We start from the raw sequence: 19,286 nt of genomic DNA, 5'->3' as shown, positions 1-19,286 counted from the left end.
TGCCCCTTGTTATTTCCTAAACGATTCGAAAAGAGAGATTGAGTTGTCGGCAAAAAACGATACTAACTTTCCTTTATTACTAAATCAACTCCACTCAGCCCTATGATCACGAATAAACTTCATATCTTTCTCATAATGCTCTAGATGTCCTTCATCGATCATTCTTTGGAAATTCAAGTCGCCTTCTTGCGCTTTTCGTTTCATATATGTACATAACCCTTCTAATCGAAGCAACACCATTCCTAAGTAATCTTCATCCATATTTTTATCATAGGACTGAACGAACAAATTCATTCTCTCTTTAATACAATCTGCATGTTGCGATGAGTCATAATGAACGGCTTCACCGGATTCTATATAATACACTCTACTTAAAGGCACACAAGTATAGAGTGTATAAGCGATATCCCATAGTCTTGGACCAGGAGCAGCAACATCGAAATCAATAATCCCTACTGGCTTCTCATTATTAAAAATAATGTTATATATGGCAAAATCATTGTGACATAAAACCTCAATGTTATTTGGGGTATGATCCATCGGTTTCCAATCATCTAATAACGGAAAATCACTTACAGCATCATGGTAAAGGCGAAGCATCTTTGCAATTTCTTTTAATACATCATTAGATCGCATATATTCTTTTAAAGGATAATTGCCAGCTTCTCCTTCAATAAAGGATAAAATCTCTCTATCCTTTTCATCTACACCTAAAAACTTTGGAGCATAATGAAATCCTTTGTTTTCTAAATGTTGCAATAGCTTATGAATCTTTTCACCGCCCGGCTTTAACTCTCGCCGAACAGTATTTTCAGAACGATATACGTTTGAGACGTTTCCCCCTGTTAGCCTTTCTTCTTTAGCGTAGTTTGACATGTGAAAATTCCCCCTGTGATTAAAAAATCCAATTCCAAATAGTAAATAGACCAATAATGGCAGAAAAGAGAAGGCAAGCAAGCGATGCTAGACAGCCAAAAGGAACTAGCTTATCTTGCCATGTTTCTTTATACTCATAAATTAACTCCTCTGCTACTTTCTTCTGCACTGAAGATAAAGATTGATCTTTATACAAACCTTTTATATGGTTAGAATCGCCTTTAAACTTTAAAGCACGTGCAATATGATGAGGATTATTTCCCATTGATTTTTCAAATAATAAACATGATTCATGCATAATATCTGTTTTATGCTCCTCTAGATACCAGTAACGTCCAGCCATTTCTGGATATTGTAATGTATAATAAATATCTCCGAGTTGTTTTCGAAGATGTAATTCATTTGGGTATGTAAAGATGAGGCCGTGCAATCTGTCTCTTGCTTTTCCAAGATTATTATTTTCAATATCCTCTTCGATTCTTTTTAATGTTTTTCTAGGAATTTTGTTGTTCATAAATTCCTCCTTATTTGGAATAGAGATAATTATATTTTATAAGAAATACTAAAAATTAGAAATTCCATTTTAGAAAAAGATTGTACATTTTATTTTAATGTGCTATGATGATGTCAGTTGAATAGTTAAATTAAGCAATCCATATGTTATCAAGTGCTGAAAACGAACGAGAAAAAGTATGTGAGAACTAGTTTATGTTTCGTATTTGATAATGTGTGGATTCTTTTTTTAGACAGGAAGACTAAAAAATTTAAAATTTGTATTTTCTTAGGAGGAAATAATTATGGCAGTAACAGGACAAGTAAAATGGTTTAACAACGAAAAAGGCTTCGGTTTCATCGAAGTTCCAGGTGGAAACGACGTATTCGTACATTTCTCTGCAATCGAAACTGACGGTTTCAAATCTCTAGAAGAAGGTCAAAAAGTTAGCTTCGAAATCGAAGACGGTAACCGTGGACCTCAAGCTAAAAACGTAATCAAACTATAATTTTATAGTTGATGATAAAAAAAAGGATGGCTAATGCCATCCTTTTTTTAGGTTGTGGAGAAAATTTTTCCAGAGCCTGTTTTTATATGTAAATCTCTTTTTTTATGTTAAAACTGGTAAAAAATTATCGGAAATGCGTAGTAGTTTCTGTAGAAGAGTTAGTTCAGCAAGAGTATTTGCTGCGTATGATAGTAAATAACTATAAATTTGTTTTCTCTGTTGAAATGGGGAAATCTTTTCTAGATAGACCTTGAGTAACATCTTTTTTGTTAGCATTGTTGTTGGAATTTTGTACGTTTTGAGATGATGTTTCTAACAGTTGTTCTTGTTCCTTACTAGGGGTATTCAGAGCATCTGAGGGAATGCTATTAACCTGCTGACTTAATAGATTTTCTTTATCCATAGTATACAGCTCCTTTTTGGAATTCGATAAAAAGCAATATAATTATAAATAGCCACTTATATATATTGTGTTTTTGAATGAAATTATATACAAAACTTATATTACAAAGTTAACTAATTAACGAATTGTTAGTGATGGATAAAGATGTACAAATTTGAAGTGTTTAATAAAAATTAAAAGCGGGTAACAAGTACAAATACTCTTTCTCATGTTTTATATAAGGATCATATTACAAATCAAAAAAGATGTAGAGAACCTTGAAAGAAAATATAGTTTTTTTAGGGTGAAGAAGAATAAATAAAATGATACTACAAATGTAAAAAGGCATTCCATAAAGGAAGGCCTTTTATTGTTCTTGCCCTGATTTTTTCTTCTCACGTTTTTTACATTCTGGACATTTTGATTTACGAAACGGTTTAGCAAAGAATAGCAGAATGAAAAATAAACCGAATATAATACTAGCTGAGTTTTTCACGATAATGACGCTGCTATTTTTCATTTGAATCGATGGTTGGATCTCTTTTTCCTTCATAGTGGCCCTCCATATATTGGATTTACATTTTAATTATAGCAAAGTTAATTGTTTTCATGATGTGAAAATAGGAAGGGATAATAAATATTTATAGGTAGTATAAATGCTGTTTTTATAACTTTAAAATTAAATCATTACTATATCGTGATTTTTTTTATTTAACAAATGTTTGATAAATGATAAAAAATTGTAAAAAAGCGGAACTTGTAAGCTATTTCCTTTTCATAGATGCTAAAATTGTATATGCAGCTGCTAATATAAATGGAAAAAAGGAGATAATGGAGTATGGAAAGTAAAGTGGAACGCTATGTCGAAAATTATGTTGTAACGAAAAATACGATGGCCTTACTTCCTGTTATTCTAAGTGAAAAGAAAATTGTTACGCGAGTCGTTGAAATGAATGATTCTTTTTTCGTATTTCAAAAACCTCTAGATATTATAGAAAGAAGTTGCCGCAAGCATGGCTCTAGTTTCTTAGGCAGAAAAGAAGGAACGAAAGAGTTAACTCATATTACACATAAAGCACCGATTGCGATTAGTCCAGCAGATCAACTTTATTTTTTCCCTACCTATTCTTACTCTAGAAAAGAGTGCGCTTGGTTGTCTCATTTTTATATTGAAAGTAATAAAGAATTAAAAGATGGAAATCTTATTATTAGATTTATAAATGGCTTTGCTGTGAAATTAGAAATATCAAAAACTAGTTTTGAAAATCAACAAAATCGTACAGCGAAATTACGTACTGAATATGAAGATCGTAGGAAAAAACAAGGGAGCCCTTGTTTTAAAGAGGTTGATAAAAAAGAGGAATCAACATTAAGACCCGCTTATGAGAGTGTGTATTTTGTGAAAGAAGGCGAGGTGTGAAAGAATGGGGGAATCCCCATTCTTTTTTTGTTTATCCCGTTATTTGTGGGCAGTAAGACCCCCACCTCAAAATTCAGCGAAAGCAAAAAAGTTAGGTGGGGGTCGGGCTGTATAGATAAAGCGATATATTTAGAAAATCACCAGTGTAATTTCATTTACCGATAAAAAATCGGAAAACCATCTAAATAACAAAACGAACGACATGTCCTGTCGAATATTGATAGATTATCATAGCTAAATAATGAAGGAATTCTTATGAAAGATATGGAAACTTTAATAAATGCATCTCCATATGTCGTATCTACCATTTCCTCTTTCATATAAGCGATGATACAGTAGGGATAGTATTTAGAGTAAAGGGGTAAAGTGTAGAATGGATTTTCAGACAATCAAAGAGTATTTTTCACCAGAAAATATGGATCATATTGTTGAGAGTTATAAAGCGTTCGGACCACTTCTTGGTATTGGTTTACCGATGATAGAGGCGTTGATTCCAGCATTACCGCTTATCGTATTTGTACTGGCGAATGCTGTTGCATTTGGCTTTTGGATCGGTTTTCTTTATTCATGGCTTGGATCAGTAATGGGTGCATTACTTGTCTTTTTCATCATCCGCCATTTTGGTCGCAGTCGTTTCTTTTCGTTTGTAAATAAGCATGAGAGAGTACGAAAAGCAATGGGGTGGATTGAAAGGAAAGGATTCGCACCGATTTTTGTTATATTTTGTTTTCCGTTTACACCGTCAGCGCTCATAAATGTTGTCGCTGGTTTATCCCGAATTAGTGTAAAACAGTTTGGTCTAGCGTTAGCATTCGGAAAACTTGTGATGATTTTTATTTTAACGTATATCGGTCATGATTTAATGTCATTTATTCATAACCCGGTGAAATCAGTCATTGTAGCGATTGGTATTTTTATTTTATGGTATGTCGGTAAGAAAATCGAAGTAAAGTTAGAACTACATTAAGAATAGTCTTCTTTGTAAAGGAAAGCTTCAGTATTAAAGGATAAGGGGAGAAGCAGATGAAGAAAACTTTGAAAAAAGAAGGCATAGAGTGGATACGAACAATTTTAATTGGTGTATTATTAGCTGTATTTTTTCGAACGTTTTTCTTTTCAACGTATGTTGTAGAGGGGAAGTCAATGATGCCGACATTGCAAGATGGCAATATGCTCGTTGTAAATAAGGTGAGTTATCAAGTTGGGGACTTGAACAGATTTGATGTTGTGGTGTTTCATGCGAATAAAAAAGAGGACTATGTAAAGCGAATTATCGGTTTACCTGGAGATCATATTGAATATAAGCATGATAAGTTATATATAAATGGACAATTTATTGATGAGCCGTATCTAGAGAAGTATAAGAAAGAGATAAATGGAAGGCAACTAACAGGCGACTTTACATTAGAAGAGTTAACGAAAGAAAAGCTGGTGCCACCCGGGTTTATTTTTGTAGTAGGTGATAACCGGCTCGGGAGCTGGGATAGTAGACACTTTGGCTTTGTAAAAGCTGATACAGTCGTCGGTAAAGTTGATTTGCGATATTGGCCAATTCAAGAGGTACAAACGAATTTTTCAAAAGGTTGATATAATGAAGTAGAAGTATAGAAAAGACAAACAACTCAGTTTGTCTTTTTTCGTGTACTATAATACAATTATAGTAGCAAACTAACGTTCGTTATGTAAGTGAAAGGTGGGGTTACATGTCACTTCGATTTGTGATTGGTAGAGCGGGAAGTGGAAAAAGTACACTTTGTTTACGTGAAGTGCAAGAAGAGTTAAAACAGCGCCCGAGAGGGAAAACAATATTATATCTTGTGCCAGAACAGATGACATTCCAGACGCAGCAGGCGTTAATTGGAAGTGAGGATGTAAGAGGTTCTATTCGGGCACAAGTTTTTAGTTTTTCACGATTAGCGTGGAAGGTGCTGCAAGAAGTTGGCGGAGCGAGTCGTCTTCATATTGATGAAGCTGGTGTACATATGTTACTCCGTAAAATTGTAGAGTCTCGTAAAGATGGATTATCGGTGTTCCAAAAAGCAGCGGAGCAAAATGGTTTCTTTGAACATCTTGGCAGTATGATCGCGGAGTTTAAACGTTACAATGTAACGCCATCTAACGTATATGAAATGTGGCAACAATTAGATGCGCATAGTAGCAGTGCCGAACAAAAGTTACTAGCGAATAAAGTGTATGATTTACAGTTACTATACGATGATTTTGAACGTGCTTTAATTGGAAAATACTTAGATTCAGAAGACTACCTGCAATTGCTAGTGGAAAAGCTTCCGCAGTCTGAATATGTAAATGGTGCGGAAATTTATATAGACGGGTTTCATTCATTTTCCCCGCAAGAGTTAGAGATTGTAAGACAGCTTATGATTTGCGGAGCGAAAGTTACGATCCCGTTAACGATAGATGAAAAAACGTTAGCACAGCCAGTAAATGAACTCGATTTATTTTATGAAACGACGTTAACGTATGAAAAAATAAAACAAGTAGCGCGTGAAGAGAAAATAGAAATTGAAAAAACAATTCCACTTATGGAACAGCCGCGTTTTCATTCTCCAGCATTAGCGCATTTAGAAGCTCATTATGAAGCGCGTCCGAATGAAAAATTTAACGGTGAAGCGAGTGTAACGATTAGTACAGCTGCGAATTTACGAGCGGAGGTAGAAGGTGTTGCTCGTGAAATTCGTAAACTTGTTGCGGATGAAAAATATCGTTACCGAGATATTGCAGTGCTTCTTCGTAATGGGGAAAGTTATTACGATGTGATGCGAACGTTATTTACAGATTACAATATCCCGCACTTCATCGATGAAAAGCGCCCGATGTCACACCACCCATTGGTAGAATGTATTCGTTCTGCACTCGAGATTATTAGTGGGAATTGGCGTTATGATGCGGTGTTCCGTTGCGTGAAAACAGAGCTTTTATATCCATTAGACGTAAGAAAAGAAGTGATGCGTGAAGAAATGGATGAATTTGAAAATTACTGTTTAGCGTACGGTGTACAAGGAAAGAGATGGACTGCTGAAGATCCATGGATGTATCGCCGTTATCGTTCTCTTGATGATACGAACGGGATGATTACAGACAGTGAACGTGAAATGGAAGAGAAAATAAATAGGCTACGTGACGTTGTAAGAACACCTGTTATTCGCATGCAAAAAAGGTTAAAGCGTGCAGGAACAGTTATGCAAATGTGTGAAGCAGTTTACTTGTTTTTAGAAGAACTGGATGTTCCGAAGAAACTAGAAGAATTACGTATACGTGCAGAAGAAAGTGGAGATTTCTTATTTGCGACAGATCATGAACAAGTATGGGAAGAAGTAATGAGCCTTCTTGATACATTTGTAGAGATGCTTGGGGAAGAGAAAATGTCTCTTTCTATGTTTACTGACGTTATGTCGACAGGTCTTGAGGCACTTCAATTTGCTAACATTCCGCCGTCATTAGACCAAGTGTTAATTGCTAATATTGATCACTCCAGGTTATCTGACGTGAAAGCAACGTTTATTATAGGTGTAAATGAGGGTGTCATTCCAGCAGCACCTATGGATGAAGGTATGCTTTCTGATGAGGAAAGAGAAGTTCTTGGTGCGGCAGGGATTGAATTAGCGCCAACGACGAGACAAACTTTGTTAGAAGAACAGTTCGTTATGTATCAAATGGTAACGAGAGCATCTGAGAAGTTATACATTTCATGCCCGCTTGCAGATGAAGAAGGAAAGACGTTACTTGCGTCTAGCTTTATTAAGAAAATAAAAAGAATGTTCCCTAATGTGAAAGATTCATTTATTACGAATGATGTAAATGATTTATCACGTTCAGAACAAATTTCATATGTAGCAACGCCAGAAGTAACGTTATCTTACGTTATGCAGCAACTACAAACGTGGAAGCGATACGGATTTGAAGGAAATTTAGACTTTTGGTGGGACGTATATAATTTCTACGTAACTTCAGATGAATGGAAACAAAAAAGTAGCCGCGTCTTATCAAGTTTATTCTATCGAAATCGTGCGAAGAAACTAAGTACAGCAGTAAGTAGAGATTTATACGGAGATATAATTAAAGGAAGCGTCTCTCGTATGGAACTATTTAATCGTTGTGCATACGCTCATTTTGCGCAGCACGGTTTATCGCTTAGAGAGCGTGATATTTTTAAGCTTGATGCGCCAGACATCGGCGAATTATTCCATGCGGCATTAAAGAAAATTGCGGACAAGTTATTGCGTGAAAACCGTACTTGGGCGGATTTATCTATAAAAGAGTGTGAGCATCTTTCTGTTTTAGTAATAGAAGAAATTGCGCCGTTATTACAACGACAAATTTTATTAAGCTCAAACCGTCATTTCTATTTAAAACAAAAACTACAACAAATCATTTTCCGTACGTCAATCATTCTTCGTGAACATGCGAAGTCAAGCGGATTCGTACCAGTTGATTTAGAAGTGCCGTTCGGTATGGGTGGTACAGGATCACTTCCGCCGATGGAATTCTCATTACCAAATGGTGTGAAGATGGAAGTGGTCGGCCGTATTGACCGTGTTGATAAGGCAGAAGATGAAAACGGGACGTTCTTACGTATTATTGATTATAAATCAAGTTCAAAAGCGTTAGATTTAACGGAAGTGTATTACGGATTAGCACTTCAAATGTTAACGTATTTAGATGTCGTTACTTCGAATGCACAGACGTGGATGAAAAAAGGCCACGCAGCATCACCAGCTGGTGTATTGTATTTCCATATTCATAACCCAATCGTTGAGATGAAAGGTGACGCATCTGAAGCTGAAATTGAAAAAGAAATTTTAAAGAAATTTAAAATGAAAGGACTCGTATTAGGAGATGCTGACGTTGTTCGTTTAATGGATAACAAACTTTCAACAGGAAGCTCAGATATTATTTCTGCTGGCCTGAAAAAAGACGGTAGCTTTAGTGCGCGTTCAAGTATTGCAAGTGAGCAAGAGTTTAACGTACTGCAAAAATATGTACACCATACGTTTGAAAATATCGGAAAAGATATTACAGAAGGTGTTATCGATATTGCTCCTTATAAAATGGGAAATAAAGCAGCATGTACGTTCTGTAACTTCAAATCTGTTTGTCAATTTGATGAGTCACTTGAAGATAATCAGTTCCGATCGTTAAAAGATATGAAAGATAGCGAAGCGATGGAGAAAATAAGAGAGGAGGTTGGCGGAGAATGATAGAAAATTGGCCTAAAAAACCAGAAGGTAGTCAATGGACAGATGACCAGTGGAAAGCTGTTGTAGCGAACGGACGTGATATTTTAGTTGCGGCTGCAGCTGGATCAGGGAAAACAGCAGTATTAGTTGAACGTATTATTAAAAAGATTATTAATGAAGAGAACCCAGTCGATGTCGACCGCCTGCTCGTTGTAACATTTACGAATGCAGCAGCGCAAGAGATGAAAAACCGAATCGGGGAAGCGTTAGAAAAGGTATTAATTGATGAACCAGGCTCTCAACACGTAAGAAAGCAGCTGAGCCTATTAAATAAAGCTTCCATTTCAACAATTCACTCATTCTGTTTACAAGTTATTAGAGGATATTACTACATGCTTGATGTTGATCCTCGTTTCCGTATTGCGAATCAAACAGAAAATGAATTGTTAAAAGAAGAAGTGTTAGATGACATATTAGAAGAAGAGTATGGCATCGAAGATAATACGATATTCTTTGAACTCGTTGATCGTTATACGAGTGACCGTAGTGATGATGACTTACAACGTATGATTTTAGCGCTTCATACAGAATCAAGAGCGCATCCAAATCCGGAAAAATGGCTTGATAAATTAGTAGAAGCATATGACGTAGAAGGAAAGACAATTGAGGATTTAGTATATGCTTCTTATTTATTAGAAGATGTGAAATTCCAGCTTGAAACAGCGGAACAGCATATTCGTAAGGCAACTGAACTCGCGATGCTTCCTGACGGTCCAGCGCCTCGCATTGAAACTCTGCAAGCAGATGTAGTTTTACTTGGAACGCTATCATCAGCTGCTCGTGAGTCGTGGACAAGTTTGTATGAAGCGATGCAAAACGTATCGTGGCAAACGTTAAAGCGTATTAAGAAAAGTGATTACAATGAAGATGTTGTAAAACAAGTAGACTCTCTTCGTAATAAAGCGAAAGATGAAGTGAAGAAATTACAAGAAGAGTTATTTAGCCGCAAACCTGAAAGTTTCTTACGAGATTTTCAAGATATGCACCCAGTATTAGAAAAGCTTGTTCAACTTGTAAAAGTATTTACAGAGCGTTTCCAAGCGATGAAGCGAGATAAAGGAATGGTCGATTTCACAGATTTAGAGCATTTCTGTTTACAAATTTTAAGTGAACAAAGTGAAAATGGTGAAATGAATCCTTCAGCAGTAGCGCTTCAATATCGTAATAAATTTGCTGAAGTGTTAGTCGATGAATATCAAGATACGAACTTTGTACAGGAATCCATTATTAAATTTGTAACGAAAGATTCTGAGAGTGAAGGAAACTTGTTCATGGTTGGCGACGTAAAGCAGTCAATTTATCGTTTTCGACTAGCCGAACCAGGCTTATTCCTAGGAAAGTATAAACGCTTTACGCAAGAAGGATCGGGCGGCGGAATGAAGATTGACTTAGCGAAAAATTTCCGTAGTCGTCATGAAGTGCTAGCAGGAACGAACTTCATCTTCAAACAAATTATGGGCGAAGAAGTTGGGGAAATCGATTACGATGCTGACGCTGAATTAAAGCTAGGTGCTAGCTATCCAGAAGGTGAAGATGTAGCGGCAGAGCTATTATGTATTCAGCAAACGGAAGAAGAAGTAATAGACGGTGAAGAAGGTGCAGAAGTCGAAAAAGCACAGCTAGAAGCTCGTCTTATGGCGCAGCGTATTAAAGCGATGGTTGATTCAGGTTATGAAGTGTATGATCGTAAAACGGATAGTATGCGCCCTGTACAATACCGTGATTTCGTTATTTTACTCCGCTCGATGCCGTGGGCGCCGCAAATTATGGAAGAGTTAAAATTGCAAGGAATTCCAGTATATGCTGACCTTGCGACGGGTTATTTTGAAGCGACAGAAGTAAATATTATGATGAACGTATTCCGCGTTATTGATAATCCGATGCAAGATATTCCGCTTGCAGCTGTACTTCGTTCACCGATTGTGGGACTAAATGATGAAGACCTTGCGACGCTTCGTGCTCATGGGAAGAAAGGGTCATTTTATGAAGTAATGAGCTCGTTCTTAAAAGGAGCACCGCTTGAAGAAGAGCAAGAACTTCATGATAAATTAGAGTGGTTTTATAATTTACTGCAAGGATGGCGTGAATTTGCCCGTCAACAATCCCTTTCTGATTTAATTTGGAAAGTGTACGGTGAGACAGGTTATTACGACTTCGTTGGCGGTTTACCAGCAGGAAAGCAAAGACAAGCAAACTTACGCGTACTATATGACCGTGCAAGACAATATGAAGCAACATCATTTAGAGGATTATTCCGCTTCTTACGTTTTATTGAACGTATTTTAGAACGCGGTGATGATATGGGTACGGCGAGGGCTCTCGGTGAACAAGAAGACGTTGTTCGCATTATGACGATTCATAAAAGTAAAGGGTTAGAGTTCCCAGTTGTATTTGTAGCTGGACTCGGTCGTCGTTTTAATACACAAGACTTAATGAAACGTTTCTTATTGCATAAAGATTTCGGTTTCGGTTCGCAATTTATCGATCCGCGTAAACGAATTAAATATACAACATTATCACAGCTTGCGATTAAGCGTAAAATGAAAATGGAATTAATTGCGGAAGAAATGCGCGTACTATACGTAGCATTGACGCGTGCGAAAGAGAAGTTAATTTTAATCGGCACAGTTAAGGATGCAAATAAGGAAATGGAAAAATGGCTTGATGCGAGGGAACATAGTGAATGGTTATTACCAGATCACATACGTGCTGGAGCGTCTTGTTATTTAGACTGGATTGCACCTTCATTATATAGACACCGTGATAGTGAAATGCTTCTTGAATTAGGACAAGGAAGTATTCCGGATGAAATTTACGGGTATGACACTAGCTGGAAAGTAGAAGTTGTGGACGGTAACACGCTTCTTGCACCAGAGCCAGTTCAAGAAGAGAAACAAGAATTGTTAGAAGCGCTTCGTGAGAAAAAGGCTGTTCCCCTGCAAAGTGAACGGAAAGAAGAAGTGTACGACAGATTACTATGGAAGTACGGATATGAGGATGCGACATCTCATCGTGCGAAGCAATCTGTTACAGAAATAAAGAGAAATTATCAATCTGAAGAAGGTAGCGATAACGCCTTTATTAAAAAACTACGTGTACCAATTAAAACACGTCCGCGCTTTATGGAGAAAAAAGGGTTAACGTACGCAGAGCGTGGAACAGCAGTCCATGCCGTTATGCAGCATGTAGATTTGAAGAAACCGATTACGGCCGAAACGCTACAAGAACAAATCGCGGGAATGGTAAATAAGGAATTATTAACATTCGAGCAGGCGGAAGAAATAGCAATTGAAAAAGTAATTTCATTCTTTGACAGTGACTTAGGTAAAAGGGTATTAGCGGCAAAAAGTGTAGAGCGTGAAGTACCATTTACGATGATGCTTGCAGCAGAAGAAGCATATCAAGATTGGCAAGGGAAGAGTGAAGAAACGATTCTTGTTCAAGGGGTTATCGACTGCATGATTGAAGAGGAAGATGGCATTACGTTAATCGACTTCAAAACAGATACGATTGAAGGGAAATTCCCAGGCGGATTCGAACAAGCAAAACCAATTTTAGAAGATCGATATAAAGTGCAACTTTCGTTATATGCAAAAGCACTCGAAAAAAGCTTACAACATCCTGTGAAAGAGAAATGTTTATACTTCTTTGATGGTAATCACGTTGTAAATATTGAAGAATAGAGGGGCTTGAAAATGGTAACGGAAAAAACGTTAAGAACTTGTGAACAGGGACACGAGTACTATAAAAGTAGCGATTGTCCAACTTGCCCAACCTGTGAGAAAGAGAGAAAGCCAAAAGAGGGCTTTCTCTCTCTTCTTTCAGCGCCAGCAAGAAGGGCATTAGAACACCATGGAATTCAAACTGTAGAAGAACTCTCAAAATATAGTGAAAAAGAAATTTTAAAATTGCATGGTATGGGACCTGCGTCTTTGCCGAAGCTTAGAAAGGCTTTGGAGGAGAGCGGGTTATCATTTAAATAAAACGAAATAGTGTCTCTTCACTACTTACTTGTTTATACTACTATTTGTGGACAGTAAAGCTCAAAATTATTAAAATTTCATTTTAATAATTTTGAATTAGATAAAAGAAAAAAGTAGGAGAATATCTCCTACTTTTTTTAAGCTGTTCCAATCTGATCTTGATCTGCCACATCAGAATCAAACGTATTTGTTGCACTAACACCGCTAAAAGTATTCACAACAAACCCAACATTGGAAGCTCCAGATCCATTATAGGCTTTCGTGTTTTCTTTCGGAGACACGTTATAAAAATCTCCTAAGTTGAAAGAGCCGTTACTGTTTTGAACGACGAGATTTCCTACAACCGAAGGCATACCATCCACCTACTTTACTAAGCTTTTTAATTACTATATGAATTATTGTGCGGAAGGTTCATCTGTAATATATTGGCGGATTTGCATAATACGAGAGTTATTAAAAACATAATCAACATTTCCAATTTGAAAGCAACCAGAATTTAAAAGTGTCCGTAATTCAACGTTATTAACTTCAATAAAAGGGCATTCATTTACAATATTTAATTTTACATCTGTCGTTCGTTTTGGAATTGTAATGTGTTCATCTGTAAAGATTTCAAAAGCATCAAAACGACCTTCTCCCCTTATATAACAAGGAATTTCACGGTGGACGGCAAGAGCTCTACTTTTTAATTCCATTTGGTTTGCATCTCCAACTTGCAATACGGCAGTAATCCCTAAAGAAATAATAGAAACATTTTGGACAATGGACACATGATGCAACATAATTTCTCAGTCTCCTTAACCTGGAGTAGGAGGGACATCTGTTACTAATGGTACAAATGGACCCTCTGTAACTGTTTCAAATGGTGTATCGAGAATAGAAGATAGAATGAGGAGATTTGCATCTCCAATTAAAAAGAGTGCGGACGATGATACACCGTTCATTTTAATCTGTCCGACTTTTAACTCACGGTTTACAACGTTAAGGTTCATACATACTTACTCCTTTCGGAAATTTCCCGGTATGTGCTGAATAAAGGAGAGAAAGGCTTTGTCAATATCTTGTTTCATTGCCTGAATAATGATATCTCGTAAATAATCTGGATCTGTTGAAATACCTTCATATGATTGAACTTGTGATAAATAATAAGGGAGTCGATGCTCCATCTGTTTTTTTATGTCATCCACCATCATTTGTCGATACATTTCATCAAGCGGTGTTCTCTCTTCTTGTTCAAAATGTAGAATACGATTATATGCTTCTTCATCTAAGTATCGATGCATTTCTTGAAGGATACCTTGATAAAAGTCTGGGTTTGTTTCGGTTTCAGGATTTACCTTCAATGTTTCTGTATCAACTTGAAAATCTTCAATTTGTTGTCCTTTTGCTGAAAATGGATTTAAACCAATATTTAAAGTACCATTTAAGTTTTCGACTTTTAATTGATCGAATTTGTATTCCACTTTTCCTACAGAAGAGGAGGGGCGATTTTTTAATTCGTTAAGCTCTTCTTGGAGTTGTCGCACTTGATCTTCTAAATTCAGGATGGCTGCTTGTTGTGTTTGAAGAGCTTGTTGGAGTTGGTGTAAGTAAGTATATATATCTTGATTCATTTGTGAAACCTCCTTTTCAATAGGGAGGGTAAAAATATTCCTGCTATATATTTATGACAAGGATGTCTTAAGAAGAACTAGTTGATGGTTTGATAGAAATAATTTGTCCTTTTGCCTGTAATGGGCGAAGTGGCTCCGTAAATCCGCCTGTATTTGAAAATTTAGATAGGGCTTTAATACTTCCGGCAGTACCAATTTGGAATACAGAAGAGGTTGTGATGCTATCAATTTTAATACTGTTGATGATGATACTTTGGTTTACATAAAAATTCAATTCAATTGCCTCCTTTAAGTTGAGCCAATTATCGCTTGATCGATTACATCTGAATCATTGACAGTCGTTGCACTTTGATAATTGTAGACAGAAACATTATCTCCAACGTTGAAAGAACCGGCCCCGGCGAAAGCACGTGAGTAACTAATAGGCCTAATCGCAAATACATCTCCAATATGAAAAATACCACTTGATCCAATATTGACGATACGAATATGTCCGACCATAGCTGGCATACAAAACACCCTTCGTTTTTAAAATTTTCTTTTCTACTATTGTATGGGCGTTTCCAATAAAATGTGTGTTTTTTTGAAATAAAAGAAACACACGCGTTATTGCGTGTGTGTGTTGAACGTTTGAGTAGGGTGTAAATCCGTATGTACATGACAAATTACATTTAAGAGCCTGTCCAGTTCTTGGCTACAATCCACTGTTCTTTGAGAAGTCATTCCATAGCGTTCAGCAAAATAGATCATTTTTTCACGTTTTTTTTCAATAGCTTGCTCAAACATTGAAATCGGCTCCATCTCTAAATGAAATTTTTAGTATATATGTAGTACATATTATACAAAAAAATCATAAAAAAGAAATGCCTTCGCTAAAAAAAGTAAAATTTCTACATTTTATGCTAAATAATGAATAAGTAACGAATAAGATGCGAGAAGAATATTGTAAAAATTAGCGTGCATGAGAAGGTTTTTTTCTTGCGGATGCGAATACAATTAAAGGGCATGAGTTTTAGGATGGAGAGTGGAAATATTGCGTTTTGTAACGGCGAAGAAAGAAGAAAAGGTATTTGTAGGTATTGTGGATGAAGAAGAAGAAAAGGTATTACACTTAAGAGAAGCGCAAAGACAAAAAGGGGAAAAGGTTACAATCCCTATTACAATGTTAGAGTGTATTGAAAGAGGGACTGAATGTTTTGAGAAAGTATGTGAAATTGTAAATTGGGCAAAAGAGAACGGAGAAGCGGCGTATTATCCGTTAACAGAGGTGAGAATATTAGCGCCGATTCCAAGGCCAAGAAAGAATATTTTGTGCGTTGGAAAAAACTATCGTGAGCATGCGGTAGAAATGGGCGGAGTAGAGTCTATTCCAGAAAATATAATGATCTTTACGAAAGCACCAACAACAGTTATTGGCATAAATGAGCAAATTAATGGTCACCCTCACGCAACGGACGAACTAGATTACGAAGGAGAACTAGCTATCATTATTGGTAAGCGAGGGAAGCAAATTAAAAAAGAAAAAGCGCTTGAGCATGTTTTTGGTTATACGATTATAAATGATGTAACAGCTCGAGACATTCAAAGAAAACATAAACAGTTTTTCCTTGGGAAAAGCTTCGATACATTTTGTCCGATGGGACCGTATTTAATTCATAAATCGGTGGTTGAAACGCCGAATGCATTACACATTGAAACGGTAGTAAATGGAGAAGTAAGGCAAACTTCCAACACAAATAAAATGATTTTTTCAATAGAAGAAATTATTTCAACGATAAGCAAAGGAATGACTTTAGAACCAGGCGATATTATCGCAACAGGAACGCCGGCTGGTGTCGGAAAAGGTTTTACACCACCGAGGTTTTTACATGCTGGTGATGAAGTGGTCATTACAGTGGAAAGAATTGGTACTTTGCGAAATGTAGTGAAATGAGAAAAGAGCTATCTTGTATAAAGATAGCTCTTTTCTATGGTCTCGGATTATAGAGATAATCGATAACGGCAAAAGTGTAAAGACCAATTAATGCAAGTGTACAAATGCCAAATAATATAACCGCAAGTGCGCTTTTTTCTCGTCCAAATCCAATAATAGTAAGAATAACAGCAGTCCAAAATGATGCTTTCAGTAGTGTGAGTGTAGTAGGAGTTGAGTAATGAAGCCATGTTGTGGAAAGTAGGAAACTAAAGAATGTAACTAAAATAAACGCTGTAGCTAAATAGTTAATATGTTTACCATATCTTAGTAGCATATCGCACCTCCTTTATGAATTTAAAATACAGAAAATTGCAATTTTATCTTAATATAATTGAATATAAAAAGAAAGAGGTTGTCCCAACATGTTGGACAACCTCTCTATTATTACGATAATACAGCTTTAATTTTTTGGAATGCCCACTCTAAATCTTCTTCAGAGATTACTAGAGGTGGTGCGATACGAATTACGTTTTCGTGTGTTTCTTTACATAGTAGACCAGCTGCTTTTAGTTGTTCACAGTAAGGACGAGCTGGCTCGTTTAATTCGATACCGATGAATAAACCTTTACCGCGAACTTCAGTGATCATTGGGTTATCAATTTCTTTTAATTGCCCAACTAATTTTTCTCCTAATTGAAGAGAACGCTCTGTTAATTTTTCTTCTTCTAAAACTTCAAGAGCTGCGATAGAAACAGCACATGCAAGTGGGTTACCGCCGAATGTAGAACCATGAGAACCTGGCTCAAATACACCTAAAATGTCGCGGTTTGCTGCAACACAAGAGATCGGGAACACACCGCCACCAAGGGCTTTACCAAGTATGTACATGTCAGGAGTTACATCGTCCCAGTCACAAGCGAATACTTTACCAGTACGGCCTAAGCCTGTTTGGATTTCATCTGCTACGAATAAAACGTTTTCTTTTTTACATACTTCAAGAGCTTCTTTTAAGTAACCAGCTGGTGGGATGTTAATTCCTGCTTCACCTTGAATTGGCTCTAAAATGAATGCTGCTGTGTTTGGTGTAATTGCGGCTTTTAATGCTTCTAAATCACCGTAAGGAATTACAACGATGCCAGGAAGCATTGGACCAAATCCACGCTTGTACTCTTCATTTGAAGACATAGAAACAGAACCCATTGTACGTCCGTGGAAGTTATCTTCACAAACGATGATTTCAGCACGGTTTGCTTCTACTTTCTTCACATCATAAGCCCAGCGACGAACTGTTTTAATTGCAGTTTCAACAGCTTCAGCACCTGTATTCATTGGAAGTACCATTTCTTTATTAGTTAGTTTCGCAACTTTTTCGTACCAAGGACCTAATTGATCGCTATGGAAAGCACGAGAAGTTAACGTAACACGATTAGCTTGGTCAATTAAAGCGTTAATAATTTTCGGGTGACGATGACCTTGGTTTACTGCAGAATATGCACTTAATAAGTCCATATAGCGGTTTCCTTCAGGATCTTCTACCCAAACACCTTCTGCTTTAGAAATAACGATTGGAAGTGGGTGATAGTTATTTGCTCCATATGTGTCTGTAAGTTCGATAATATCCTTAGTTTGAATCATGATTGTTCCCCCTTTTGTTATTACAAGAAGTTTGTAAATACTCTAAATATTATAGCATTTAAATGTAAAAAAGCGAAACATTTCCTGAAAATAAATGAACATGTTATCATATAGAGTGAAAAAGTGTGAAAAGAGGAGGTAAGGGATACGATGGTACATATGCATATTACAGCATGGGCGTTAGGTTTAATTTTATTCTTCGTTGCGTATTCACTTTATTCAGCAGGAAGAAAAGGTAAAGGTGTACATATGGGGCTTCGCCTAATGTATATCATCATTATTGTGACAGGCTTCATGTTGTACATGAGTATTGTGAAGACAGCAACAGGTAGCATGCACATGTGGTATGGCTTAAAAATGTTAGCTGGTATTTTAGTTATCGGTGGAATGGAAATGGTTCTTGTGAAAATGAGCAAAAACAAACCAACAGGGGCGGTTTGGGGCTTATTTATTGTTGCGCTAGTAGCAGTACTATACTTAGGACTGAAATTGCCACTTGGCTGGTACGTATTCAAATAAAAATAAAACCACCTTATAATCTCAAAGACTTGGGAGATAAGGTGGTTTTTATTTTTTATGTCGCATCGATATGCAACTCTTCTCCATTTACTTTCGTAAAACGGAACATGTTTTTATTGGATGTAGTGTGACGGACGAAATGATGCTGTAGTGTACAGATCATCTCTTCGTTATCAAACAAAAGAATATTTACTCCTTCGCGTGACTCCTCTTTCGGTAAGAAAGATAAATAATTATGACAATACATGCAATCATATAAAGAGTAGTGAAGTGATTGCAATGATTCGGTTAATAATGTGAACACAGAGTCAGGTAATTCCTCGAGCCATTCATTATAGCTAAGAAGTAATTTTTTTCGAATACGTATCATTTCACCGTTTTGCAGGTGGTGCTGTTCGTTGGCGATTTGTAATATATCTTGTTCATAGAAACGAGCTGGTAGCCAGTTGTTGTTATATAAAATCTCAAAACCATCTTCGGCAATATCTTCTAATAAAAATGCTTCATCATTTTCATCATCAAAGAATACCCATTCATTGTTTATATATTCTACATTACCGACTGTATGAGCGCGGGGCTGGTTATATAAAATATGGTTACGTTGTATCATACATGATTTCTCCTTTATAAAAAGTAGTTATTCCTGTTATAGACAGTTCGTGCATTCTTTATAACTAGACACAT

23 protein-coding genes are annotated in these 19,286 nt (G+C 36.5%); 9 read left to right on the top strand and 14 right to left on the bottom strand.

What is annotated here, in order from left to right:
• Window positions 1-84 precede the first annotated feature (84 nt).
• On the bottom strand, window positions 85-876 hold the full coding sequence (locus tag CQ064_RS03770; protein WP_000073784.1) for a phosphotransferase: 792 nt from the start codon (window positions 874-876) through the stop codon (window positions 85-87).
• Between the two features lie 19 nt (window positions 877-895).
• Window positions 896-1,390, bottom strand: a complete 495-nt coding sequence (locus tag CQ064_RS03765; RefSeq protein ID WP_001060338.1) for a DUF6584 family protein — start codon at window positions 1,388-1,390, stop codon at window positions 896-898.
• A gap of 283 nt (window positions 1,391-1,673) precedes the next feature.
• On the opposite strand from CQ064_RS03765, the gene cspA reads away from it, so the two are divergent.
• The gene (cspA, locus tag CQ064_RS03760) at window positions 1,674-1,877 is read left to right on the top strand and encodes an RNA chaperone/antiterminator CspA (protein WP_000301523.1); all 204 of its coding nucleotides are present in this window, start codon (window positions 1,674-1,676) and stop codon (window positions 1,875-1,877) included.
• Window positions 1,878-2,076: 199 nt separating this feature from the next.
• On the opposite strand, the gene CQ064_RS03755 is transcribed toward cspA, so the two are convergent.
• Window positions 2,077-2,280, bottom strand: a complete 204-nt coding sequence (locus CQ064_RS03755; protein ID WP_000356914.1) for a hypothetical protein — start codon at window positions 2,278-2,280, stop codon at window positions 2,077-2,079.
• 346 nt (window positions 2,281-2,626) lie between these two features.
• On the bottom strand, window positions 2,627-2,812 hold the full coding sequence (locus CQ064_RS03750) for a hypothetical protein (RefSeq protein ID WP_000659558.1): 186 nt from the start codon (window positions 2,810-2,812) through the stop codon (window positions 2,627-2,629).
• 285 nt (window positions 2,813-3,097) lie between these two features.
• On the opposite strand from CQ064_RS03750, the gene CQ064_RS03745 reads away from it, so the two are divergent.
• The 6 genes from CQ064_RS03745 to CQ064_RS03720 all read left to right on the top strand — a co-directional run bounded on the left by CQ064_RS03745 (window position 3,098) and on the right by CQ064_RS03720 (window position 12,920).
• Complete coding sequence (locus CQ064_RS03745) at window positions 3,098-3,679, top strand: competence protein ComK (RefSeq protein WP_000444444.1); 582 nt, start codon at window positions 3,098-3,100, stop codon at window positions 3,677-3,679.
• A 373-nt stretch (window positions 3,680-4,052) separates the two neighbouring features.
• Window positions 4,053-4,646 carry a TVP38/TMEM64 family protein gene (locus tag CQ064_RS03740; RefSeq protein ID WP_000347515.1) on the top strand — a complete coding sequence of 198 codons (594 nt, stop codon included), beginning with the start codon at window positions 4,053-4,055 and terminating at the stop codon, window positions 4,644-4,646.
• 56 nt (window positions 4,647-4,702) lie between these two features.
• Entirely contained in the window at window positions 4,703-5,266 is a 564-nt protein-coding gene (lepB, locus tag CQ064_RS03735) for a signal peptidase I (protein WP_000751897.1), read from the top strand.
• Between the two features lie 116 nt (window positions 5,267-5,382).
• A complete protein-coding gene (gene addB / locus CQ064_RS03730) occupies window positions 5,383-8,898 on the top strand; it encodes a helicase-exonuclease AddAB subunit AddB (protein ID WP_000058585.1) in 3,516 nt (1,171 codons plus the stop codon).
• The gene (gene addA, locus CQ064_RS03725) at window positions 8,895-12,620 is read left to right on the top strand and encodes a helicase-exonuclease AddAB subunit AddA (protein ID WP_000572301.1); all 3,726 of its coding nucleotides are present in this window, start codon (window positions 8,895-8,897) and stop codon (window positions 12,618-12,620) included. The genes addB and addA overlap by 4 nt, the downstream gene beginning before the upstream one ends.
• Window positions 12,621-12,632: 12 nt before the next feature.
• Window positions 12,633-12,920, top strand: a complete 288-nt coding sequence (locus tag CQ064_RS03720; protein ID WP_000255723.1) for an RNA polymerase alpha subunit C-terminal domain-containing protein — start codon at window positions 12,633-12,635, stop codon at window positions 12,918-12,920.
• A 137-nt stretch (window positions 12,921-13,057) separates the two neighbouring features.
• Here the strand turns inward: CQ064_RS03720 and gerPF are convergent, their stop codons facing one another.
• The 7 genes from gerPF to CQ064_RS03685 all read right to left on the bottom strand — a co-directional run bounded on the left by gerPF (window position 13,058) and on the right by CQ064_RS03685 (window position 15,319).
• Window positions 13,058-13,273, bottom strand: coding sequence for a spore germination protein GerPF (gerPF, locus tag CQ064_RS03715; protein ID WP_001141570.1), 216 nt, complete (start codon window positions 13,271-13,273; stop codon window positions 13,058-13,060).
• A 42-nt stretch (window positions 13,274-13,315) separates the two neighbouring features.
• Window positions 13,316-13,702, bottom strand: coding sequence for a spore germination protein GerPE (locus CQ064_RS03710; protein WP_000902329.1), 387 nt, complete (start codon window positions 13,700-13,702; stop codon window positions 13,316-13,318).
• A gap of 15 nt (window positions 13,703-13,717) precedes the next feature.
• Entirely contained in the window at window positions 13,718-13,912 is a 195-nt protein-coding gene (gene gerPD / locus CQ064_RS03705; RefSeq protein WP_001052807.1) for a spore germination protein GerPD, read from the bottom strand.
• Between the two features lie 6 nt (window positions 13,913-13,918).
• Complete coding sequence (gene gerPC, locus CQ064_RS03700; RefSeq protein ID WP_001070761.1) at window positions 13,919-14,533, bottom strand: spore germination protein GerPC; 615 nt, start codon at window positions 14,531-14,533, stop codon at window positions 13,919-13,921.
• Between the two features lie 67 nt (window positions 14,534-14,600).
• Window positions 14,601-14,807: a spore germination protein GerPB gene (gene gerPB / locus CQ064_RS03695; RefSeq protein ID WP_001012508.1), complete on the bottom strand. Its 207-nt coding sequence runs from the start codon at window positions 14,805-14,807 to the stop codon at window positions 14,601-14,603.
• A 14-nt stretch (window positions 14,808-14,821) separates the two neighbouring features.
• Complete coding sequence (gene gerPA, locus CQ064_RS03690) at window positions 14,822-15,043, bottom strand: spore germination protein GerPA (RefSeq protein ID WP_001111187.1); 222 nt, start codon at window positions 15,041-15,043, stop codon at window positions 14,822-14,824.
• Between the two features lie 96 nt (window positions 15,044-15,139).
• Window positions 15,140-15,319 carry an aspartyl-phosphate phosphatase Spo0E family protein gene (locus CQ064_RS03685; protein ID WP_000462857.1) on the bottom strand — a complete coding sequence of 60 codons (180 nt, stop codon included), beginning with the start codon at window positions 15,317-15,319 and terminating at the stop codon, window positions 15,140-15,142.
• A 247-nt stretch (window positions 15,320-15,566) separates the two neighbouring features.
• Here CQ064_RS03685 and CQ064_RS03680 point away from each other — a divergent pair, with 247 nt between their 5' ends.
• On the top strand, window positions 15,567-16,466 hold the full coding sequence (locus tag CQ064_RS03680; RefSeq protein WP_001213080.1) for a fumarylacetoacetate hydrolase family protein: 900 nt from the start codon (window positions 15,567-15,569) through the stop codon (window positions 16,464-16,466).
• Between the two features lie 34 nt (window positions 16,467-16,500).
• On the opposite strand, the gene CQ064_RS03675 is transcribed toward CQ064_RS03680, so the two are convergent.
• Both CQ064_RS03675 and rocD read right to left on the bottom strand, forming a co-directional pair.
• Window positions 16,501-16,782: a hypothetical protein gene (locus CQ064_RS03675; protein WP_000926859.1), complete on the bottom strand. Its 282-nt coding sequence runs from the start codon at window positions 16,780-16,782 to the stop codon at window positions 16,501-16,503.
• A 110-nt stretch (window positions 16,783-16,892) separates the two neighbouring features.
• Entirely contained in the window at window positions 16,893-18,083 is a 1,191-nt protein-coding gene (rocD, locus tag CQ064_RS03670) for an ornithine aminotransferase (protein ID WP_000616660.1), read from the bottom strand.
• Window positions 18,084-18,233: 150 nt separating this feature from the next.
• Between rocD and CQ064_RS03665 the strand changes: the two genes are divergently transcribed.
• Window positions 18,234-18,602: a YisL family protein gene (locus CQ064_RS03665; RefSeq protein ID WP_000233495.1), complete on the top strand. Its 369-nt coding sequence runs from the start codon at window positions 18,234-18,236 to the stop codon at window positions 18,600-18,602.
• Window positions 18,603-18,657: 55 nt separating this feature from the next.
• Here the strand turns inward: CQ064_RS03665 and CQ064_RS03660 are convergent, their stop codons facing one another.
• Window positions 18,658-19,212 carry a DUF2777 domain-containing protein gene (locus CQ064_RS03660; RefSeq protein WP_000616066.1) on the bottom strand — a complete coding sequence of 185 codons (555 nt, stop codon included), beginning with the start codon at window positions 19,210-19,212 and terminating at the stop codon, window positions 18,658-18,660.
• Between the last annotated feature and the right edge of the window lie 74 nt (window positions 19,213-19,286).

The organism is Bacillus sp. MYb78, assembly GCF_002975115.1.
Classification (GTDB): Bacteria; Bacillota; Bacilli; order Bacillales; family Bacillaceae_G; genus Bacillus_A; species Bacillus_A cereus.
The sequence above is the reverse complement of the archived record's forward strand: the minus strand, read 5'-3'. Positions and strand labels throughout refer to the sequence as shown.